The organism is Flavobacterium frigoris PS1 (assembly GCF_000252125.1).
Lineage (GTDB): Bacteria > Bacteroidota > Bacteroidia > Flavobacteriales > Flavobacteriaceae > Flavobacterium > Flavobacterium frigoris_A.
Genome location: NZ_AHKF01000004.1, coordinates 88005 through 104591 on the forward strand (window position 1 = coordinate 88005; position 16587 = coordinate 104591).

At 34.9% G+C, this 16587-nt stretch carries 12 protein-coding genes; 5 read left to right on the forward strand and 7 right to left on the reverse strand.

Features of this window, described 5'->3' with window-relative positions:
- Positions 1-90: 90 nt before the first annotated feature.
- The 4 genes from HJ01_RS00530 to HJ01_RS00545 form a co-directional block, all read right to left on the reverse strand.
- Positions 91-1725 (reverse strand): ABC-F family ATP-binding cassette domain-containing protein, encoded by a 1635-nt coding sequence (locus HJ01_RS00530; protein WP_007136282.1) that lies wholly within the window; start codon positions 1723-1725, stop codon positions 91-93.
- Positions 1726-1899: 174 nt separating this feature from the next.
- The gene (locus tag HJ01_RS00535) at positions 1900-3363 is read right to left on the reverse strand and encodes an alanine/glycine:cation symporter family protein (RefSeq protein ID WP_007136283.1); all 1464 of its coding nucleotides are present in this window, start codon (positions 3361-3363) and stop codon (positions 1900-1902) included.
- Between the two features lie 311 nt (positions 3364-3674).
- Positions 3675-4850: a GlmU family protein gene (locus tag HJ01_RS00540; protein WP_007136284.1), complete on the reverse strand. Its 1176-nt coding sequence runs from the start codon at positions 4848-4850 to the stop codon at positions 3675-3677.
- Between the two features lie 149 nt (positions 4851-4999).
- Entirely contained in the window at positions 5000-5251 is a 252-nt protein-coding gene (locus HJ01_RS00545) for a type B 50S ribosomal protein L31 (RefSeq protein ID WP_007136285.1), read from the reverse strand.
- A 232-nt stretch (positions 5252-5483) separates the two neighbouring features.
- Between HJ01_RS00545 and HJ01_RS00550 the strand changes: the two genes are divergently transcribed.
- The 5 genes from HJ01_RS00550 (at position 5484) to HJ01_RS00570 (ending at position 11450) form a co-directional block, all read left to right on the forward strand.
- A complete protein-coding gene (locus HJ01_RS00550; protein WP_007136287.1) occupies positions 5484-6026 on the forward strand; it encodes a DUF4199 domain-containing protein in 543 nt (180 codons plus the stop codon).
- A 3-nt stretch (positions 6027-6029) separates the two neighbouring features.
- Positions 6030-6986 (forward strand): glycosyltransferase family 2 protein, encoded by a 957-nt coding sequence (locus HJ01_RS00555; protein ID WP_007136288.1) that lies wholly within the window; start codon positions 6030-6032, stop codon positions 6984-6986.
- 130 nt (positions 6987-7116) lie between these two features.
- A complete protein-coding gene (locus HJ01_RS00560; protein ID WP_007136289.1) occupies positions 7117-8844 on the forward strand; it encodes a phospho-sugar mutase in 1728 nt (575 codons plus the stop codon).
- Positions 8844-10673, forward strand: coding sequence for an ABC transporter ATP-binding protein (locus HJ01_RS00565; protein ID WP_007136290.1), 1830 nt, complete (start codon positions 8844-8846; stop codon positions 10671-10673). Before HJ01_RS00560 ends, HJ01_RS00565 begins: the two co-directional genes overlap by 1 nt.
- A gap of 75 nt (positions 10674-10748) precedes the next feature.
- A complete protein-coding gene (locus tag HJ01_RS00570) occupies positions 10749-11450 on the forward strand; it encodes a DUF2971 domain-containing protein (RefSeq protein ID WP_007136291.1) in 702 nt (233 codons plus the stop codon).
- 15 nt (positions 11451-11465) lie between these two features.
- Here HJ01_RS00570 and HJ01_RS00575 read toward each other — a convergent pair whose 3' ends face one another.
- From HJ01_RS00575 to HJ01_RS00585, 3 genes are all read right to left on the reverse strand, one after another.
- On the reverse strand, positions 11466-12188 hold the full coding sequence (locus HJ01_RS00575; protein WP_007136292.1) for a hypothetical protein: 723 nt from the start codon (positions 12186-12188) through the stop codon (positions 11466-11468).
- Between the two features lie 120 nt (positions 12189-12308).
- A complete protein-coding gene (locus HJ01_RS00580; protein ID WP_007136293.1) occupies positions 12309-14777 on the reverse strand; it encodes a TonB-dependent receptor plug domain-containing protein in 2469 nt (822 codons plus the stop codon).
- Between the two features lie 15 nt (positions 14778-14792).
- Positions 14793-16490, reverse strand: coding sequence for a M23 family metallopeptidase (locus HJ01_RS00585; protein WP_040473566.1), 1698 nt, complete (start codon positions 16488-16490; stop codon positions 14793-14795).
- Between the last annotated feature and the right edge of the window lie 97 nt (positions 16491-16587).

Here is a 16587-nt window from a genome sequence, read left to right on the forward strand (position 1 = left end):
TGTTCAGCCGCTTTTTTTTTACTAATGTCGAGTTTAACAAAAAAAAGGCACAAGAATCAACTTATGCCTTTTTTATAATTATATAAAAAATTATTTTTCTATTTCTCTCATGCTCTCCATTTTCTTGTTTGCCAAGAATCCTGTAATATCTTCAAAATGCTCTACTACGCGCTTGTTCCCAAATTCAAATACCTTGGTTGCTAATCCGTCTAAGAAATCTCTATCGTGAGAAACTAATATTAAAGTTCCATCAAAGTCACGCAATGCATCTTTAATAATATCTTTGGTTTTCATGTCCAAATGATTTGAAGGCTCATCCAAAATCAATAAATTCACTGGCTCCAGCAATAATTTAATCATAGCTAAACGTGTTTTCTCTCCACCTGAAAGCACCTTTACCTTTTTAGTTACATCATCTCCATGAAACATAAAAGCTCCTAGTATATCCTTAATTTTCGTACGAACATCACCCACAGCAATATCATCGATAGTTTCAAATATCGTGGCATTCTCATCTAACAATGAGGCTTGATTTTGCGCAAAATAACCAATTTGTGCATTGTGACCTATCTCTAAGCTTCCGCTATTGATTTCAATTTGTTTCATAATGGCTTTGATCATCGTCGATTTTCCTTCCCCATTTTTTCCTACGAACGCCACTTTTTGCCCTCTTTCGATAACAATATTAGCATCTTTAAAAACGACGTGATCACCGTACGTCTTTCCTAAATCTTTTACAATTACAGGATATTGTCCAGAACGAGCAGCAGCAGGAAATTTCAATTTTAAAGCTGAAGTATCCACTTCATCCACCTGCACTATCACTAATTTCTCTAGCATTTTTACACGAGATTGTACCGCATCAGTTTTAGAGAATGTCCCTTTAAAACGATCAATAAAAGTCCTGTTATCAGCAATCATACGCTGTTGCTCATCATATGCTTTTTGTTGGTGCATGCGACGGTCTTTTCTCAATTCCAAATAATGCGAGTATTTAGCCTTGTAATCATAGATTCGGCCCATAGTTACTTCTATGGTACGATTTGTAATATTATCTACAAAGGCTCTATCATGGGAAATTACCACAACAGCTTTTGCTGAATTGATTAAGAAATCCTCTAACCATTGGATACTTTCAATATCCATGTGATTGGTAGGCTCATCTAGCAAAATCAAATCTGGCTTTTGCAAAAGAATTTTTGCCAACTCAATTCTCATTCTCCAACCACCTGAGAACTCAGATGTCTGACGTGTAAAATCCTCGCGAGCAAAACCCAAACCTAATAATATCTTTTCTATTTCAGCCTCATAATTCACCTCCTCAATAGCATAAAACTTCTCGCTCAAGTCCGAAACTCTTTCGATTAATTTCATGTATGCATCACTTTCATAATCAGTTCGAATAGTCAACTGCTCATTAATTTCATCAATCTCAGCCTTCATACTGAAAATCTCGCCAAATGCTTTTGAAGTTTCCTCAACAACTGTAGCTCCGTCAGTAGTTAATAAATGCTGCGGTAAATATGCAACAACTGCATCTTTGGGCGCAGAAACATTACCGGTAGAAGGTTTACTCTGTCCAGCTATTATCTTAAGAAGAGTTGATTTCCCCGCTCCATTCTTACCCATAAGGGCAATTTTATCATTTTCATTAATAGCAAAGGAAACATCACTAAAAAGCGATGTACCACCAAATTGCACGGAAATATCATTAACTGTAATCATTGTAGTGTTGTTTTGTAGATTCGGTCATTCGACAATTCCAAAAGCCGAATTGTTTTTAAAAAGTGCAAAGATAGATTAATTAAGCAATTGGTATAATATAAAATGAAAGCTTCCAGCAACAGAGATCAAAAATCCTGTTCCTGGAAGCTTTCAAAAGAAATAGTTTTCCTAAACTTATTCCTTTTCCTTTTTATTTATGGTGTTCCAAATATGCGCATTTGAAACCCCAATATCCTCGGGATGAAAAATGGGGTCTTTACCCTCTTTCTTCTGTTTCTCATAATCTCTTAATGCGGCTAAGGCTGGTTTCTGTAATAGAATAATCGCAATGATATTAAACCAAGCCATAAGTCCTACTCCTAAATCACCAATATTCCAAGCTAATTTTGCCTGATTAATTGCACCATACATGATAACCAACATCATCACCACTTTTAACAAATGATTATAAACTGGAGATTTTAAGTTTCTAGTTAAATATGAAATGTTTGTTTCGGCAATATAGTAATAGGCTAAAATGGTTGTAAAAGCAAAGAAAAACAAAGCAATCGCAACAAAATAAGATCCGAAACCTGGTAAGACACTGTCCATAGCACTTTGAGTAAATCCTGGCCCTACAGTTACGCCTTTTGCACCTTCATATAAAAATTTAGTTGTTCCGTCTGCCGCTAATACAGGATCCTGAACATTATATCTCCCAGTTATCAATAACATAAACCCAGTTGCTGAACAAACCAACAAAGTATCAATATAAACCGAAAACGATTGTACTAAACCTTGCTTGGTAGGATGCGAAACATTAGCTGCAGCAGCAATATGCGGAGCAGTTCCTTGTCCCGCCTCATTAGAATAGATTCCACGTTTTACACCCCATTGAATCGCTAGACCAAATACAGCCCCAAAACCGGCTTCCATATTAAAAGCGCTTTTGAACACTAAAGCAACAACCCCTGGAAGTTGATCAATATCAATTATTATTATAACCAAAACAATTAAAATGTATGCGATAGCCATTATAGGCACCACATACTCTGTAAACTTGGCAATCCTTTTTACACCTCCAAATACAATGGCTCCAAAGATTACTGCGACAGCAACTCCAGACATCCAAGTATCAATATTAAAGGCATTCTGTATTCCGTCAGCCACAGAATTTGCCTGTACTCCTGGCAGTAATAAACCCGCTGAAATTATGGACACTACAGCAAACAAAACGGCAAACCATTTCACTCCCAATCCTCTTTCGATATAAAATGCCGGGCCTCCACGAAACTGCCCTAAATGTTTCTCTTTATAAATTTGCGCCAATGTTGCTTCTACGAAGGCGGTACTTGCTCCTAAAAAAGCAACCATCCACATCCAAAACATAGCTCCTGGTCCTCCAAAAGCGATAGCTGTAGCGACACCCGCAATATTTCCTGTACCCACTCTTCCTGCTAAGGACATAGATAAAGCTTGAAAAGAAGAGACTCCAGATTCAGAACTTTTCCCGTCAAACAACAAACGAAACATTTCTCTGATGTGGCGCACTTGTAAAAAACGGGTACGTAAAGTAAAGTAAAGTCCTGTGCCCAAACACAAAACGATTAATGCGTTACTCCAAACAATATCATTTAATACCCCAATAATCTCTTCCATAAATTTATTTTACATTAATAATTATTAAAAAACCAATAAAACAATCGTTTCACTCATAATTTTTTATAAAACTAAAACATATAGTTAAAAAAAACTAATGCGAGCCTATAAAAAACGGCAAAAACTGATTAATCATCTAAAAACAAAGCTCTATTCAGAATCCTGATTATTCTACATAACAAAAGATTTTAACACTAATACTTCACTTAAAAACATATTTTTCATAATAAATCTTAAACAAGAGCACAAAAAAATGGTCTTATTAAATTAATAAGACCATTTTTTTTTGCTTTAAATTATTTAGCAAAAGACTATTCTTTTCTCCATTTTTTTGATTCTTCGAAGACATGTTCTAAAATGGCTGCTTCTTTTTCGTCAAAAGCTACATTCCTGCGGCTCATAACCAGTCTGGCAGTTTCGAAAGCTTTTTTAGTGATGTAAGTAGAAAATCCTGCAGCACCTCCCCATGAAAAACTAGGAACAAAATTACGAGGAAACCCGCTACCAAAAATATTAGCACTTACACCAATAACCGTTCCGGTGTTAAACATAGTATTGATTCCACATTTACTGTGGTCTCCCATCATCAAGCCGCAAAACTGAAGTCCGGTTTTTGCAAAGCCTTCGGTTTCATAACTCCACAATTTCACTTCCTCATAATTATTTTTTAGATTCGAATTGTTACTGTCGGCACCAATATTACACCATTCACCCAAAACAGAATTTCCTAAAAAACCGTCATGGCCTTTGTTAGCATTGCTAAACAAGACTGAGTTATTAATCTCACCTCCTACTTTAGAATTTGGACCAACAGTTGTTGCCCCATATATTTTGGCGGCCATTTTAACTACAGCGCCTTCACACAAGGCAAATGGACCACGTATCACAGATCCTTCCATGATTTCAGAATCCTTACCTATATATATAGGACCCGCAGATGCATTTAGCGTTACAAACTCTAATTTAGCTCCTTCTTCAATAAATATGTTTTCTGGTGCAATTACATTGACACTCTTGGGTATTGTTTGCGATTTTCTACCTTCAGTTAAAAACTCAAAGTCTTCCTGAATCGCAGCGGCATTCTTAGAGAAAATATCCCAAGTATTCATGACCGTCAAGCAGTCTTCGTTATACTCGATAATTTCATAGGAATCAAAATCTACTTCTTCCTGATCTTCCTGCGTATAAAAAGCAACTACTTCTTCTCCTTTAAAGATAACTTGATTTGGCTCTAAATTACCAACCATTTCAGCCAAAACTGCATTAGGCAGAAAAGAAGCATTAATCATTACATTATTCTCTAATTCTACCATCGGGAATTTATCAGACAAGTACTCCTCAGTCAAAGTCGTAGTGGTAGAACCCAAATGCATTTCCCATTTTTGGCGAATTGTCATAATTCCGATGAGGATGTCTGCAACAGGACGTGTGAAGGTAAAAGGCAATAAGGCATTTCTGGCAGGGCCATCAAAAAGTATGTAGTTCATTTTATAAAGTTTCAAAAGTTACAAAGGGCCAAAGTTACAAAGTTTTTATTTGTTTCATTAACAAGTTTACTCCCTAACACCCCCGATTAAAATCAATAAAAAAAGCCTTCCAAAAGGAAGGCTTTACTATATCAACAAACAAGTTAAGATTACTTAACGTGTTTAGCGTATTTAGTTTTAAATTTGTCAATACGTCCTGCAGTATCGATAAGTTTGTTTTTACCTGTGTAAAAAGGATGAGAAGTTCTAGAGATCTCCATTTTCACAACTGGGTATTCAACACCGTCAACTGTAATTGTTTCTCTTGTATCTGCTGTAGATTTAGTGATAAAAACGTCTTCATTCGACATGTCTTTAAATGCAACTAATCTGTAATTCTCTGGGTGAGTTCCTTTTTTCATCTTGTTTATTTGTTTGGCTATAATTTGTTTTGAAGCTTTTCTTTTAACGGAAAAGGTATAAACTCACTATAACTTTTTGTTTTTACACTATTATTTTGAGTGTGCAAATTTACAATTATTTTCCAATAAACAAATCTTTGTTTCATTTTTTTTATTAAATCGTAAAAACTGTTTTTTGTAGTCCAATAAATTGGGAATTGCTATATTTGTGGATTAATTAAAAAAGTCTTTTATGGAAAGAAGTGTATCCCCAGGTAAATCTGGACTAGTATATGGCGTATTGTTTGGCGTTATAATGATTTTAGAATTCGTGATTATGTACATAATAGGAATGCGATCATTAGTAGGTTCCAGCGTCGGAGTGATTGTTAATATCGCGAACTATTTAGTACTACCTCTGCTCTTCATCTATTTAGGATGCATCAATTACAAGAAAAACTTAAACAACGGCTTCATTAGCTTTGGCGAAGCACTAAAAGTAGGAGTTTCTATTACCTTTATTGCGGCGTTAATATATGGACTGTTTAATATCGTTTTTAATCTTATTTATCCGGAGTTTATCAATGAGATGATTTCAATTGCACGAGATAATATGATTAAGCAAAACCCTAACATAACGAGTAAAGAAATGGAAATGGGAATTGCAATGATGAAAAAATTCATGAATCCATTAATTGAATTGCCTGTTACACTTGCTATGTATTCCTTTTTTGGATTAATATATTCGCTGATTGTTGGTGCAATTGTAAAAAACGAAAATCCACAAAGCCTGTAATTAATGAATCTATCCATACTTATACCGCTTCTTAACGAAGAGGAATCGCTTAAAGAATTGTACACTTGGATTATTAAGGTAATGCAGACAAACAATTATACTTATGAAGTTATCTTTTTAGATGACGGAAGTTCGGATAATTCCTGGTCGATTATCGAAGGTTTTGCCTCTGAGAATCCAAATGTAAAGGGAATTCGTTTCATGAGGAATTTTGGAAAATCCCAAGCTTTGCATGCCGGTTTCGCAAAAGCCCAAGGTGATGTCATTATCACTATGGATGCGGACTTACAAGACAGTCCCGAAGAGATTCCCGGACTATACAATATGATTACAAGTCAAAATTTTGATTTGGTTTCCGGTTGGAAAAAGAAACGATACGACTCCGTTGTCGCTAAAAATCTGCCTTCCAAATTATTCAATTGGGCTGCCAGAAAAACTTCTGGAGTGGAACTGAACGATTTCAATTGCGGATTGAAAGCATACAAAAATATTGTTGTAAAAAACATTGAAGTTTCGGGCGAAATGCACCGATACATTCCTGTATTGGCTAAAAATGCCGGTTTTGGAAAAATTGGCGAAAAAGTAGTACAACATCAAGCCAGAAAATACGGTGAAACTAAATTTGGAATGGAACGTTTCATCAATGGTTTCCTTGACTTAATCACCATTTGGTTTCTTTCCAGATTTGGAAAAAGACCAATGCACTTGTTTGGAGCTATGGGTTCACTAATGTTCATCATTGGCTTCATCCTTGCAGGCTACATTGGAGTTTCAAAACTATATCATATGTACAACAACATGCGTTATACTTTAGTTACTGACAATCCTTGGTTTTTTATTGCGCTAGCCACAATGATTTTAGGAACTCAACTGTTTTTGGCCGGTTTTCTAGGCGAAATTATTTTGCGCACTAAAAACAACGAGGAGCGTTATAAAATTTCGACTCAGGTTAATCTATAATACAGCCTAGCCCTGATAGTAATGAAAATCCTTATAGGCCAGTGTTTGGACTATAAGATTGTAATGAATAGCAGGACTTAGCTCCTGAGAAAGCGACCCACTTTAAAAACTTAAACTAAAAATATATAGAATGGAAATTAAACAAAACATTTTAGACGCATTAAATGTATGGCTCACTCCTACATTTGACAAAGAAACACAGCAAGCAGTTAAAGAATTGATGACTACATCCCCTAAAGAATTAGAGGAAAGCTTTTATAAAGATTTGGAATTTGGTACTGGTGGAATGCGCGGGATAATGGGCGTTGGGAACAATCGTATCAACAAATACACTCTTGGAAAAAGCACTCAAGGTCTATCTGATTATTTACATATTGCATTTCCTAACCAACCTATAAAAGCTGCTATTGCTTATGACTGCCGCCACAACAGTGACACTCTAGCAAAATTAGTTGCTGATGTTTTCTCTGCTAATGGCATTGAAGTTTATTTATTTTCAGAATTACGACCAACACCTGAATTATCATTTGCGGTTAAACATTTAGGATGTCAATGCGGAATTGTACTTACGGCTTCGCACAATCCTCCTGAATACAACGGATATAAAGTGTACTGGGAAGACGGAGGACAAATCGTACCACCAGAAGACGAAAAAATTATTAATACAATTGAAAAGTTAAACTTTGATCAAATCAAGTTTGATGCAAACGAAGATTTAATTCATTATATCGATACTGACGTAGATAAGGCATTTATAAAATCATCTATTGAAAACGCAAGCTTTAACACGCCTACTGCCGCAAAAGAAAACTTAAACGTTGTGTTTACCTCATTGCACGGGACTTCTATAACACTAGTTCCTGAAACTTTATCTCAAGCAGGTTACACCAATGTGCATATCGTAGAAGAACAGAGAGTTCCAAATGGAGATTTTCCTACTGTGAAATCACCAAATCCAGAAGAGCCAGAAGCATTAGCCATGGCAATGGAATTAGCAGATAAAACCAATTCAGATATTGTAGTAGGAACTGATCCTGACTGCGACCGTTTAGGAGTTGCTGTTCGTAATAATGAAGGTCAAATGACTTTGTTAAACGGAAATCAAACTATGATTTTGATGACTGCTTTTCTATTAGAACAATGGAAAAAAGCAGGAAAAATCAATGGAAAACAATTTGTAGGTTCTACTATAGTTTCTACTCCAATGATGATGGAACTAGCAACAAATTACGATGTAGAATGCAAAGTAGGCCTGACTGGTTTCAAGTGGATTGCTAAAATGATCAAAGATTTTCCTGAATTGGAATTCATTGGTGGCGGAGAAGAAAGCTTTGGATTCATGGTAGGTGATGCTGTTCGTGATAAAGATGCTGTTGCAGCTACTCTATTAATATGCGAAGTTGCAGCTCAAGCTAAAGCAAAAGGAAGTTCAGTGTACAAAGAGTTATTACAACTGTATGTAGACAATGGATTTTACAAAGAACACTTGGTCTCACTAACCAAAAAAGGAATCGAAGGATTACAGGAAATCAGCCAAATGATGGTTGATTTACGTGAAAACCCATTAAAAGAAATCAACGGACAAAGAGTCATAATAGTAGAAGATTATCAATCTTCTACTGCTAAAAACTTACTTACCGACGAGGAAACTGTGATGGATATTCCAAAATCTAATGTCTTGATATACTACACAGAAGACGGATCTAAAATTTGTGCCAGACCAAGCGGTACGGAACCGAAAATAAAATTCTACATCAGCGTGAATGCAGAATTAGAATCTGTTGAAGATTTCACAGAAGTAGAAGCTATTTTAAATGAAAAGATTAAAAATATTATTATTGCAATGCAATTGAACTAATGGACAAAAATTTAATAAAACTCCTTCCCTACACAAAACCATACAAAACCCATATTGTCTGGAATGTGATCTACAACATTTTGTATGCTTTGTTTAGCACTATTTCTATGCTAACCATTTTCCCGGTGCTTGAAGTACTTTTTGGAAAAACCAAAGTCATACTAAAAGAACCTGTATATACGGGAATAGGAAACTTAAAGCAATTTGGTTCTGATTTTTTGTATTATAAAATTTCAGAATTAACAAAAGACAATGGCATTCAAGTCGCTCTTTTGTTTGTTGTTTTAATGGTGATTACGACGTTTTTATTCAAAAACTTATTTAATTATCTGGCTTCACACCATATAATGCATCTAAAAAATGGTGTTTTAAGAGATTTGAGAAAATCAATGTATAAAAAAATTGTAGAATTACCTATCTCTTATTATTCTGAAAAAAGAAAAGGAGATATTATGGCGCGTATGCTTGGCGATGTTAATGAAGTTCAAAACTCCTTTTTCTCTATCCTAGAATTAGTTGTAAAAGAACCGCTTACCATTATTTTTGCCTTAGTAACCATGTTTATCATCAGTCTGAAACTGACCTTGTTTGTTTTGATTTTTATGCCAATATCTGGCTGGATTATTTCAAAGGTCGCTAAAAATCTGAGAGCAAAATCGCTACAAGCACAAAGAGAGAGCGGCTTCCTGATTTCTATTGTAGATGAAACTTTAGGTGGCCTGAAAGTCATTAAAAGTTATAATGCTGAACCTACTTTCAAAGGCAGATTCAACGATTCAGTAACCCGTTTATTAAATTTGACAAACAGCATAGGAAGTAAAAACAATTTAGCAACACCTTTAAGTGAGTTTTTAGGGGTTACAACAATTGCCATTTTGCTTTTTTACGGAGGAAACTTAGTGTTAGTAGAAAAAACATTAGATGGATCCGCCTTCATTGTTTACCTTACTTTAGCATTTAATATTCTTACACCAGCAAAAGCAATTTCTAAAGCTTCCTATTCCGTAAAAAATGGACTTGCCGCTGCTGAACGTGTTTTTGAAGTGCTGGAAGTTCAAAACGAAATTATTTCTAAAGAAAATGCCGTTGACAAAAACACTTTCGATTCAGATATAACAATCAAAAATGTCAACTTTAAATACGAAGAAGAAACTGTTTTAAAAGACTTTTCACTTCAGGTTAAAAAGGGACAAACAATCGCCCTTGTAGGACAATCAGGTAGTGGAAAAAGTACTATTGCTAATCTATTGACTCGTTTCTATGACGTGAATGATGGAACGATCAGTATTGACGGAACCGATATAAAAGACATCAATTTACAATCTCTTCGTGGGTTGATGGGATTAGTGACACAGGACAGCATCTTATTTAACGACACTATAAAAGCGAACATTTCATTAGGAAAAGAAACCGCAACAGATGACGAGATCATTGAGGCGCTAAAAATAGCTAATGCGTATGAGTTTGTAAAAGACTTACCAAAAGGAATCCATACCAACATTGGAGATAGCGGAAACAAGCTTTCTGGCGGTCAAAAACAACGATTATCAATTGCCCGTGCCGTATTGAAAAATCCTCCAATCATGATTTTGGATGAAGCAACTTCTGCCTTGGATACTGAAAGCGAAAAATTCGTGCAAGTCGCCTTAGAAAACATGATGCAAAACAGAACATCGATTGTCATTGCGCACCGTCTTTCGACCATTCAAAAAGCTGATTCTATTGTAGTAATGCAAAAAGGAAAAATTGTTGAACAAGGAACGCACGACGAATTAATTACATTGAATGGAATGTATAATAAATTAGTAACAATGCAATCATTCGAATAATGGGTTAAGGTTGTAGATTTGAGGTATATTTGATGAATGATAATTTTCTGTTTCTAAATTTGTAAATCTATAAAAATGTACCTTAATAATCCAAATATTACCCTTAATGCTGATCCAGACACTATTGTTTGGAAGTATTTAGACTTGTCCAAGTTTTTAGATTTATTGATGTCCAAAAAACTATTTATGTCAAGGTCCGATAAGTTTGAGGATCAATATGAAGGTACATTTAGCGAACCTACTTTTGAGGAAATCAAAAAGCTTTCGATCAATAATCCTGATTTTTTACAATATTACAAGACCCACCGCGAAAAAGTAGCGATTAGCAGTTGGCACATTAACGAATACGAATCCTTTGCCATGTGGCAAATTTTTACACAAAACAGCGAGGGAATAGCTCTTCAGTCGACAATAGGAAGGCTACAAAACGCCTTAATTCCTGAAAATAATTACAAACAATTTATAGGGGAAGTAAATTATATTGATTACAAGAAGGAATACATTCCTTTTGACGATATGTTTTTTCCATTTTTATTCAAGCGAAAAAGTTTTCAATATGAACGTGAAGTACGCATCATTACGGATGTGGCCGAAAACAAAATGACGCTTAATGACGGACTAAAAATTAATGTAAACATCGATCAACTGATTGAGAAAATTTACATTCATCCTAAATCAGAGAATTGGTATAAAAACCTAGTCATTGATTTAGTAAAACAACTAGGATTTGATTTTGCGATCGAAAAATCAGATCTTGAAAGTGACATTCTGATTTAAATTTTATTCCTTGATTTATATCGGTTCGTAGCTAGATACTTTCCATTCTACATTTGATAGATCTACATAACTATAATGCACAACATCATTTTTGTCAAACTGCCCGTTTTTATTAGTGTCTTCAACAGTTCTGAAATACAAACGATTTTTTGACTCAATCAAGTTCCAATCAATCAATTCATGAAAATTCGTAGAGATTTTGGTGAATTTCTTACCGCTAATATCACTCAAATACAAAGATTTGATATCACTAGTATCCAACTTTCCATCTTTATTTGTGTCCATATCAAACATGGTATAAACCATAACTTGTTTTTTGGCTCTCTCCGAAACTGATTTCAAGTAGGTCGCGGTCAAAATTAAAGCAGGCTTATCCGTTAAAGTACTAATCGAATCGGAGTCAATTCTTTGGAATTTCAGGTTTTGTAAATAGCCTGTAATTTCATTTTCTCCGTAATTAGAAATCGTAAAACTCAAATCGATTACACTAGACGAACCGTATCTTGCCTTTGCGCCTCTTTCATAAACTCGCAAATCGGCGATTGGATGAATCAAATAACTAGTTCCTTCCATCTGAATTGGCAAGTCAGCAATAGCAACTTGCGTTGAATCAATTTTCGCGGTTCCTTTACCCTTATTAGCGGCATCATAAATTACTTTTGGTTTTTCAACCTCTTCCTTACAGCTGGCCAAAAGTAAAATTGCCATACCTAATAATGCTATATGTAACTTTTTCATAATGATGTAATATTAAAAAATAAATCCAAATGTAATCATTTTTAAAAATGCTTCTGATATTAATGCCCAATTAATGTGTTAAAACGGACAAGACTAATTTAGAAGCCAAATATCTATTTATTATAATTTAGCACTCAACTTAATATTAAAAACCCTTGTTGTCATATAATTGGGAATTGCATATTCATTTTTGGAATACACATCACGAACCCATGTGTTGGTAATTGCATTTTGGTTATTGAAAAGATTAAAAATTTCAAATCCCAAGGCAAGTTCCTTAAAGTTCCCAAACCAATTCGAATTTGACTTCCCAGAGTTGTTATCAATAAACACCTTAGAGAATCCCACATCAACCCTACGATAATCATTCAATCGATTTTGATACAAATAAGGATCTGAATAAGACGGTGAGCCGCCTGGCAATCCCGTATTGTAAACCAAATTCAAATACAATTTCACAGTTGGTATATTAGGCATATAATCTTGAAACAAAAGCGCGAACTTAAGCCGTTGGTCTGTTGGTCTGGCGATGTAGCCTCTGTTATTGCTATTTTCTTCTGTTTTAAGATAACCGAAACTTATCCAAGATTCGGTTCCTGGAACAAATTCCCCATTCAATCGAAGATCTAATCCTTGCGCATATCCTTTAGCCACGTTAGAAGCAGCATAGCGAATTCTGACATTATCAATTGTGTAAGTATTCACATCAGTCAAAGACTTGTAATAGAGTTCTGATACTAGTTTAAAAGGGCGATTCCACATTGTAAAACTATAATCATCGCTTAGCACCAAATGAACTGATTGCTGCGCTTTAACATTGGGTAGTACTTCACCATCGGCAGCTCTCAGCTCTCTATAAAAAGGCGGCTGATGATAAAGTCCTCCAGAGATTCTAAAAACCATTTCCTTGTCCCAATTAGGCTTTATAGCAATTTGAGCTCTTGGACTAAAAGTAAACTGAGCATCTCCTTTACTATTTGCACCAGAAACTTCCCAGTTATGCAAACGAACTCCCGCATTATACGAAACTTCAGCAGTACCTAGATTCCCTTTTCTACTCCATTGCCCATATCCTGAAAACCTGTTGATCACATTAAAATTAGTCGCGCGAATATTTTGATAAGGCGCTAATGGACCTTCATAAGAAGAGTAAGGCTGCTCGTTTTTAGGTAAATTAATAATGGGAGGATTAATAGAAAATCCAGCCGAATCGATTACTTCCCACTCTACAACTCGATCACGAATCGATTCACGAGTGTATTTTACTCCCCATTCAATTTCGTTTTTTCGCCAATCGTGAAATCCTTTAACTTCAGCATTTATGATTAAGGCATCCAAATCATTCCGAGCATGATTTAGCTGCGAACCAATTCCTCTGGTATAGGCAACATCATTATAGGCTTCTGATCCTATATTCGAATCCACCTCTCCCAAACGGTATTGTGCTAGAATATCAAAATGCTCTTGCTCTAAAGTATGAAAACCGGAGGCGATAAATTTTAATGTAAAATTAGGAGTCGCTTCATACGTCGTTTTCATTGCTCCAAAGTAAGTTTCATACTTATCTCTTTCTTCGCCTTCATAATAAACAGACAGTGCCAACGGCTGATCAATTGTACCAAACTTAGTTTGGCGTGTTAACGGCTGGTATTGGTATTTATTTTGAGAAATATTCCCTAGAAAACTCCATTGCCATTTGGCGGAAGCCTGATAATTCATATTGGTTTGAATGTCAGCAAATGTTGGGGTGTAATTGGTTTGGGTGTCTTGACTTTTTACCAAGAGGCTGTTGTTCCGATATCGTACTCCTGTTATTGCAGTCCATTTCTTGTTTTTTGAAACTGCATCAACTGAAAAACTTCCTCCAAGTAAACTTGCTTCAAAGGTGGCGCCAAATTCAGAAGGTTTCCTGTAGGTAATGTCCAGAACAGAGGATAATTTGTCACCAAATTTAGCTTGAAAACCACCAGCCGAAAAATCGACATTTTGTACTAAATCAGTATTGGTAAAACTAAGTCCTTCTTGTTGCCCCGAACGAATCAAAAAAGGCCGGTAAATTTCAATCTCATTTACATAAACTAAATTCTCATCATAATTCCCGCCTCGAACCGCATATTGCGTACTCAACTCATTGTTAGAATTGACGCCAGGCAAGGTTTTTAAAATATTTTCGATTCCGGCATTCGCCCCAGGTATTTTTCTTATCACTTCTGGCGCAATAATTGTTATTCCCTGAACGCGCTTTTTATTATTTGTGGTAACAATAATTTCGCCAATTTGTTCCTGCTGCTCATTCATCACCAAATTGAACTCAAGCTCTTCGTTAGTTTTTAAAGTAAGGCTAACTATCACTTTTTTAAAAGAAACATGCGTAAAAATAACAGTTAGTTTTTGACTTGCAGGAACACTAAGCAGGTAAAAACCATTTGCATTAGACTGGCTTGTACTGCCAGAGCACGAAACATTTACATTGTTTATTGGATTATTATTTATGTCCAAAATAATCCCCTTTACTCGAGCTGATTGAGCAAAGGAAGCAAAACCTAACAAAAATGCAATAAAAGCAAAGATTACTATTTTTATATTCAAGCTGTCTATATGTTATTACTTTTGACTTCTAAAAAAATGAGTCTCAAAGATAGTTGAATTTCCTACATTATCCATTAGCACGACTTTTAAATCATTAGCCCCTTCAGCAACAATACCATCACTAAAATTATGGGTTAATTTTCTTGTTTTATTGTCATATTCGAATAAAATCCAATTTCCGTTTAAATAACCATTATAAGATTTTATTCCTGATCCACTGTCATATATAGAAAACTGAAGATTTTTTTGAGTACTTATCCACTTTCCTTCAATTGAATTTGCAATTGAAATAGTTGGCGCCGTTGTATCGATTGCCAAAGTATACTTACCTAATGATCTCACATTTGCAGAATATACATTTCCTTTTACACTAGTAAAGTTATACCCAACCCTGCCTTTAGAATCAACATCAGCGATGAAAACTTTTTCTTTTTGCACATCAGTAAATTTGTCACTCTCCATAGCAATTTCAAAACGAGAATGAACAGGAACACTGTCATCATGAAGGTACAAGACACTATTTCTGACATCAAAATTCATGTCAAAATCTTCATAAAATGTTCCTGCAGGAAAGAATACAGAGACATTATCTTTAGCAAAACTATTGTCTTTGTTCACTTTTACAAAGTAATTTGAAACCATAGCTTCTTTTTCAACAATAGGAGCCGATGAATCAAAACCAATTGGTATAGAAATGGTGTTTATATTGCCAAAAAAATCAGATACCTCGATACGATACACGGATGTAAGATTAGGAACTACCGTTACAATTCCATTTGAATCATCCGTTTTTATTATACTTAGTTTGTACGGATTGCTCATGAATAATTTCTGGACTCTTTGATACGTTTTTTTGTACTTGGAATAATCAACCAAAGCATTTACATATCGCATTTCATCAAAGGAATAGGTATCGAATTGATATCCAAAATTAGGTTTTCCGTTTAAATAACTTTGAATTTTATAAGCACCGTTTCTATTACCCGAAACATTATCATAATCAACTGCAGTAATTCCAAAACCGATCTTACCATTAGCCAAAACCTTATTAGATAAATAAGTCCCATCTTTCTGCAAAGACAAACTAAGCAATAGTGGACGTTTAGATTTATTTACCGAGGTTTTATCATCTAAAGGGTAAACATATACCGCAGAAACGGTTGGTTTTTTAGTATCCTTTATATACTTATCGAAACCAAACAAAAGAGGATTAATTATTTTCTCTGTTTTACTATCGCGGAATTCAAAATGCAAATGAGGCCCTTCAGAAGATCCAGTATTACCGGTAAGGGCGATCGTTTGTCCTTTTTTAACCATCAATTCATTTAGTTTTAAAAACAACTCTATTTCAAAAGATTGTTCCTTATAATGTGCTTTCTGAATATAATCATCAATGGCATCCGTAGTCTTTTGAAGATGACAATAGACTGAAGTATATCCATTGGGATGTGTAATATAAATTGCCTTACCATTTCCAAAAGTAGAAATTTTTATCCTAGACACATAGCCATCAGCAACAGCATGTACGGCTAAACCCTCCCTTTGCAATGTTTTAAAATCGAAACCAGCGTGAAAGTGATTTGGCCTTAATTCCCCGAAGTTTCCAGACAGTTCCATTGGAATATCTAAAGGTGGACTAAAATAGTCTTTCGGATAGGCTGTTTGAGCAAAGACAGAAACTGAAAACAAAAGAAAAAAAACAAAATATTTCATCATATACATTTTTGCTAAGATAAAAAACTAATTCGTTATGCTTTGTAAAAAAAACAGATATCGTAACCAATTACATTACAACAACTTACTTATTTTA

What these genes read in the sequence shown, in the direction of transcription:
- HJ01_RS00530 (WP_007136282.1), bottom strand. Translation starts at nt 1,725, where the DNA reads ATGATTACAGTTAATGATATTTCCGTGCAATTTGGTGGTACATCGCTT.
- HJ01_RS00535 (WP_007136283.1), bottom strand. Translation starts at nt 3,363, where the DNA reads ATGGAAGAGATTATTGGGGTATTAAATGATATTGTTTGGAGTAACGCA.
- HJ01_RS00540 (WP_007136284.1), bottom strand. Translation starts at nt 4,850, where the DNA reads ATGAACTACATACTTTTTGATGGCCCTGCCAGAAATGCCTTATTGCCT.
- HJ01_RS00545 (WP_007136285.1), bottom strand. Translation starts at nt 5,251, where the DNA reads ATGAAAAAAGGAACTCACCCAGAGAATTACAGATTAGTTGCATTTAAA.
- HJ01_RS00550 (WP_007136287.1), top strand. Translation starts at nt 5,484, where the DNA reads ATGGAAAGAAGTGTATCCCCAGGTAAATCTGGACTAGTATATGGCGTA.
- HJ01_RS00555 (WP_007136288.1), top strand. Translation starts at nt 6,030, where the DNA reads ATGAATCTATCCATACTTATACCGCTTCTTAACGAAGAGGAATCGCTT.
- HJ01_RS00560 (WP_007136289.1), top strand. Translation starts at nt 7,117, where the DNA reads ATGGAAATTAAACAAAACATTTTAGACGCATTAAATGTATGGCTCACT.
- HJ01_RS00565 (WP_007136290.1), top strand. Translation starts at nt 8,844, where the DNA reads ATGGACAAAAATTTAATAAAACTCCTTCCCTACACAAAACCATACAAA.
- HJ01_RS00570 (WP_007136291.1), top strand. Translation starts at nt 10,749, where the DNA reads ATGTACCTTAATAATCCAAATATTACCCTTAATGCTGATCCAGACACT.
- HJ01_RS00575 (WP_007136292.1), bottom strand. Translation starts at nt 12,188, where the DNA reads ATGAAAAAGTTACATATAGCATTATTAGGTATGGCAATTTTACTTTTG.
- HJ01_RS00585 (WP_040473566.1), bottom strand. Translation starts at nt 16,490, where the DNA reads ATGAAATATTTTGTTTTTTTTCTTTTGTTTTCAGTTTCTGTCTTTGCT.